Genomic DNA, 4,337 nt, shown 5'->3' with positions numbered 1-4,337 from the left:
TTTGATGACGAGGCTGGCGTAGAAGGTTTTTATATCTTCTAACTCAGTGTCGTCCTATCTGCATGCCCGCCTTTGTGCGGGCTATTTTCATTCAATAAATCGTCAAAAATCGAACTTTCCTATAAAGTAAAAAAAGGATTTTATGCAGTTTCTGCTTATCTCAGCTCCTGCATAAAATCCAAATTTGTTTTAAATATTATATGTCGAACACGCTATTAATTTTTAAAAACTCATAATCTGTTCTTCGTCAAGTCTTTTAAGAATCTCGCATGCCAGCTTAACAGCGTTATCAAAGTCGGCGTAAGCTGAAATTCCATAATGCGTATGCGCATAGCGAACCGGAACGCCAATAACGATAACCGGAACCGCTTTTTCAGTCAAGTGTATAGCTGCACCATTAGTTGAGCCAGCACCACGAACTGAATCCTGAACCGGGATACCAAGCTTTTCTGCCAAATCCAGCGCATATCTTTGATAACGTGGATTCGTGATCATACGGGAATCAATGTGACGCAGCATCGGTCCACGCTTGATAGCTGTCTGAACCATATACGACTCAACGCAAGTATCATCTGCCGGGCATCCTTCAAAAACAATTGCGATATCCGGCTTAATTACCTGTGCTGTCACGGTGGCACCGCGTACACCAACCTCTTCCTGTGCTGCGCAAGCGCCAACAATATCAACATTCAGATCCTCGCCAGCCAGTGTATGCATAGTCTTAAGAATTGCCGCACATCCCAAACGACAGTCAAAGCTCTTGCCCACCATCAGATCTGTATTTTCTGAATATGTAAATGTCACATCCGGCACTACCGGTTCACCGATACGAATGCCGAACTTTTCAATTGCCTCTTCTTTAGAAACAGCGCCAACATCTACCGTGATATCTTTCATATCCAGAGGTGCTTTACGCTCCTGCTCCGTCATGAAATGTGGAGGCTTACTGGCAGTAAGACCCGGAATATATTCTCCGAATCGGTTGCGAACCCAGACTTTATGTGCCGGAATATTATGGTTGACCCAACCTCCGACCTGAATAATGCGAAGTGTTCCGTTCGGGCAGATAGCCTGCACCATAAAACCAACCTCATCACTATGTGCGTCAAGCTGAACAACCGGACGTTTGCCATTATTTTCTTTACGGCGGATATACAGGTTGCGCATGCGATCTTCTGTAATTTCTCCAAGTCCTTCTGCATAAGGACGAATCGCTGCAACCACTTCATCTTCGAAACCGGATGTACCGTTTGCATTTGAAATTGCTGCAATCATTTCCAGCGTCGTTTTTTTATCCATTTTAATACCCCTTTATGAAAGTTCTACTTTCTTGAATTCTTCCATGAAATCAACAATATAGTTTGCTGTAGTCTCAAGCATCTCCTTGCCCCACTCTTCTGTAGCGGTGCTCGGATGATCTGGTCCGATCCAGCCGCTGTCTGTTACGTTTTGAGTATGACGTACAATATCAACGTTAACTCCCTTGAACTCAACAGAACGGAAACCTGTTGTCTTCAGATTATCAGTCAGGTGCTTAAACTTAAGTTCCCCACCGATCTCACTCTTATCAACTAAAGATGGATCGATTCCAAGAATTGCCGCTGTTTCCTCACCACCGCCATGGCCGCCTTTCCATGCTGGGTTCATATCCCAAGCCATCAGCCACCAGTTAAGCATAGCAACCAGACAACCCTTATCTTCAAATTCCATACCAAGGCGATCGATCATCTTGACATTTCCGCCATGTCCGTTCAGGAAAACGAATTTTCTTGCGCCATGACGATACAGGCTCAGGAAAATCTGACGGCAAAACTGATAGAGTACCTCGCCGTCAATATCAATTGTACCCGGATACGGAGCTAAACACTCGCAGGAACCATATGGAATAGTCGGAGCAATCAAAACATCACTCTTCTTCTCAATTTTCTCCAATAAATGATCTGGAATCAGTGTATCGGTTCCAAGTGGCATGTGACGTCCGTGACACTCAATACTACCGATAGAAATAAGTACCATATCATTTTTTTCAAAATATTCTTGGGCTTTCGGCCAAGTCAAATCTGTAAGTCTCATAGTTTTCTTTCCTTTCACATATAATAATTATTCTCTTCTGAAAAATCGGACTATCCGGGAACCGGACAGTCCGACATCCGTTCGTTACTGTGCTACTTTAACTTTATCCAGGCTGTAGTGTTCATTATTATCCCCATTTCGTAATATCTGAACAGATACGCCTATAATTTTCGAGCCGCTCTTGATAAAATAAGTATAGTTTAGGCAAATAGGATTGTCAACAATTTCGAATTGATGTTAACAACGAAAAAATGTCAGTATTTTTGTAGATTTTCACCATATTTTTTTCTCTAAACAGTATTTTCAAAACTTTTTACAACTGCATAACATATTTTTTTATGCTTTTGTACCAATTTTTCAAAACAATAATTGTTAATAATGTTATTGTGTGACTTTTTTGGCATTTTCTTGCAAAAAAATAATACTTTCGCTTTTGTTAACAATCCACTATAATTGTAATTAGTTTTTAGGTAACGGACAAAAGACACCCGTATAACTTTTCTATTAGTAAGGAGGAAATAAAACATGCGAAAAATTGGCGGTTTGTTCAACTATGAACCAAGCAAACCTATCGAAAACGGATACTTTTCACGTATCTGCTCACCTAGTGATGATCTGGCATTTAACATGTCTGGACGATGCGCTATGTATTATTGTTTACAGGATATTGCACTGCACGATACGCGTAAAGTCGCATATGTGCCTTTGTATACCTGCGAGACAGTCCTTGCTCCTTTTGAGAAAGCTGGATATCAGCTGAAATTTTATGAGCTGGACAAAGATTTACACAGCATTTTCGATACTTCTGTTATCGATGAAATCAGTGTTTTATCTCTTTGCGGCTACTATGGCTTCTGCAACTATGATCACGACTTCGTTAAAGCCTGCAAAGAAAAAGGAGTTGTAATTTTTGAAGATGTAACTCATTCCATGCTCTCAGCCGACGGTATCGACCCTCTCTGTGATTATTTTGCAGGAAGCTTCCGAAAATGGATGGGGGTTGATTGTGGTGGATTCGCTGTTAAAAGAAACGGAACCTTTGAAACACCTCTTTTGCCAGTAGAATCAACACATCTTGAACAGAGAAAAGAATACTACAAGACAGGAGACGGCGATGTTTTCTGGGAAGGAGAGATGCGACTTCGTCAAATGTTTGACAGCTTTGCCAGTGATGATAATTCAGAATATCTCCTTCGCCATGCTGACTTTGATTCCATTTGCAAAGCAAGACGTGAAAACTATGCTGCACTTTTAGACGCTCTTACAGCACCTCTTCATGGCGTGCAGGTAGTCTTTCCTGAACTTCCAGAGGCTACTGTCCCAAGCCATTTCTGCTTGTATGCCGAAAATCGTGACGAATTTCAGCAATACCTGACAGATCACCAGATTCGCTCAATTGTCTACTGGCCAGTGGGACCACTGGTTCATCCACTGCCAGATTCATCAGAGCAATACATTTATGACCATATTGTATCCATTCCTTGCGATCAACGCTTCACACCTTCTGATATGCAGTATGTTGCGCAAGTTTTAATGGATTATTCTAAAAGTTAGATGAGGTAACTATGCAGGAACAACGAAAAGCATCAAATACTACTACATCAGACATTGTTCTTGAATCTCTGCGGGAACAGATTATTAACGGAACCCTTCAGCCTCAGGAAAAACTGGTAGAGGCTGAAATTGCGCAGAAATTCGGACTCAGCCGAGGCCCTGTGCGCGAAGCACTGCGACAGCTTGCCGTTGAAGGTTTAGTCGATTACTGTCCTAACAAAGGATGTACAGTCGCACTGCTTTCTCCACAAGATGCGTATGAAGTTTTCTTTTTACGCGGCAGCCTCGAAAAACTGGCAATTCAAAAAAGCAACTGTCGACTTAGTGATTATAGTCTCATGATAATGGAAACCAGCGTTGAGGAATTTCGAAAGGCTGTTCTCGAAGGTAATACCATGAAGGCCGTTCATGCAGATGAAACATTTCACCAGCAGATCATTCGCTCTGCCCAGCTTGACCGATTGACCAAAATGTGGGAGCTTCTAAGCCCCCTGAATGGTGCCATGTTTCTCTCGGTTCAAAATGCCAATCACTTTGGACAGTTAAGCGGAGATGCTGAAACGCTTCAGAATGCTAAAAGCTTATAAAAAATAGGCTACGCCTATTCAACTCCCCTGCCCCTCAATCATGAGGGGGTTGGGGCTTTCTTTTTGTTACATTTTCGTTCATAATAGTTTTATGAATATCTTACAAAAAATTTTTACTGACTA

General features: G+C 41.8%; 4 protein-coding genes. 2 read left to right on the top strand and 2 right to left on the bottom strand.

Annotated features, from left to right (window positions below; translation table 11 throughout):
* Window positions 1-222: 222 nt before the first annotated feature.
* Both Selli1_RS17875 and Selli1_RS17870 read right to left on the bottom strand, forming a co-directional pair.
* A complete protein-coding gene (locus Selli1_RS17875) occupies window positions 223-1,299 on the bottom strand; it encodes a M42 family metallopeptidase (protein ID WP_087167991.1) in 1,077 nt (358 codons plus the stop codon).
* A 12-nt stretch (window positions 1,300-1,311) separates the two neighbouring features.
* Window positions 1,312-2,073, bottom strand: a complete 762-nt coding sequence (locus tag Selli1_RS17870; RefSeq protein WP_087167992.1) for a creatininase family protein — start codon at window positions 2,071-2,073, stop codon at window positions 1,312-1,314.
* 525 nt (window positions 2,074-2,598) lie between these two features.
* On the opposite strand from Selli1_RS17870, the gene Selli1_RS17865 reads away from it, so the two are divergent.
* On the top strand, window positions 2,599-3,627 hold the full coding sequence (locus Selli1_RS17865) for an aspartate aminotransferase family protein (RefSeq protein ID WP_087167993.1): 1,029 nt from the start codon (window positions 2,599-2,601) through the stop codon (window positions 3,625-3,627).
* 11 nt (window positions 3,628-3,638) lie between these two features.
* Window positions 3,639-4,214: a GntR family transcriptional regulator gene (locus tag Selli1_RS17860; protein ID WP_087167994.1), complete on the top strand. Its 576-nt coding sequence runs from the start codon at window positions 3,639-3,641 to the stop codon at window positions 4,212-4,214.
* The last annotated feature ends 123 nt before the right edge of the window (window positions 4,215-4,337 follow it).

Source organism: Sellimonas catena (assembly GCF_027924685.1).
GTDB lineage: Bacteria > Bacillota > Clostridia > Lachnospirales > Lachnospiraceae > Sellimonas > Sellimonas catena.
This window is presented reverse-complemented; position numbering and strand designations above follow the sequence as displayed.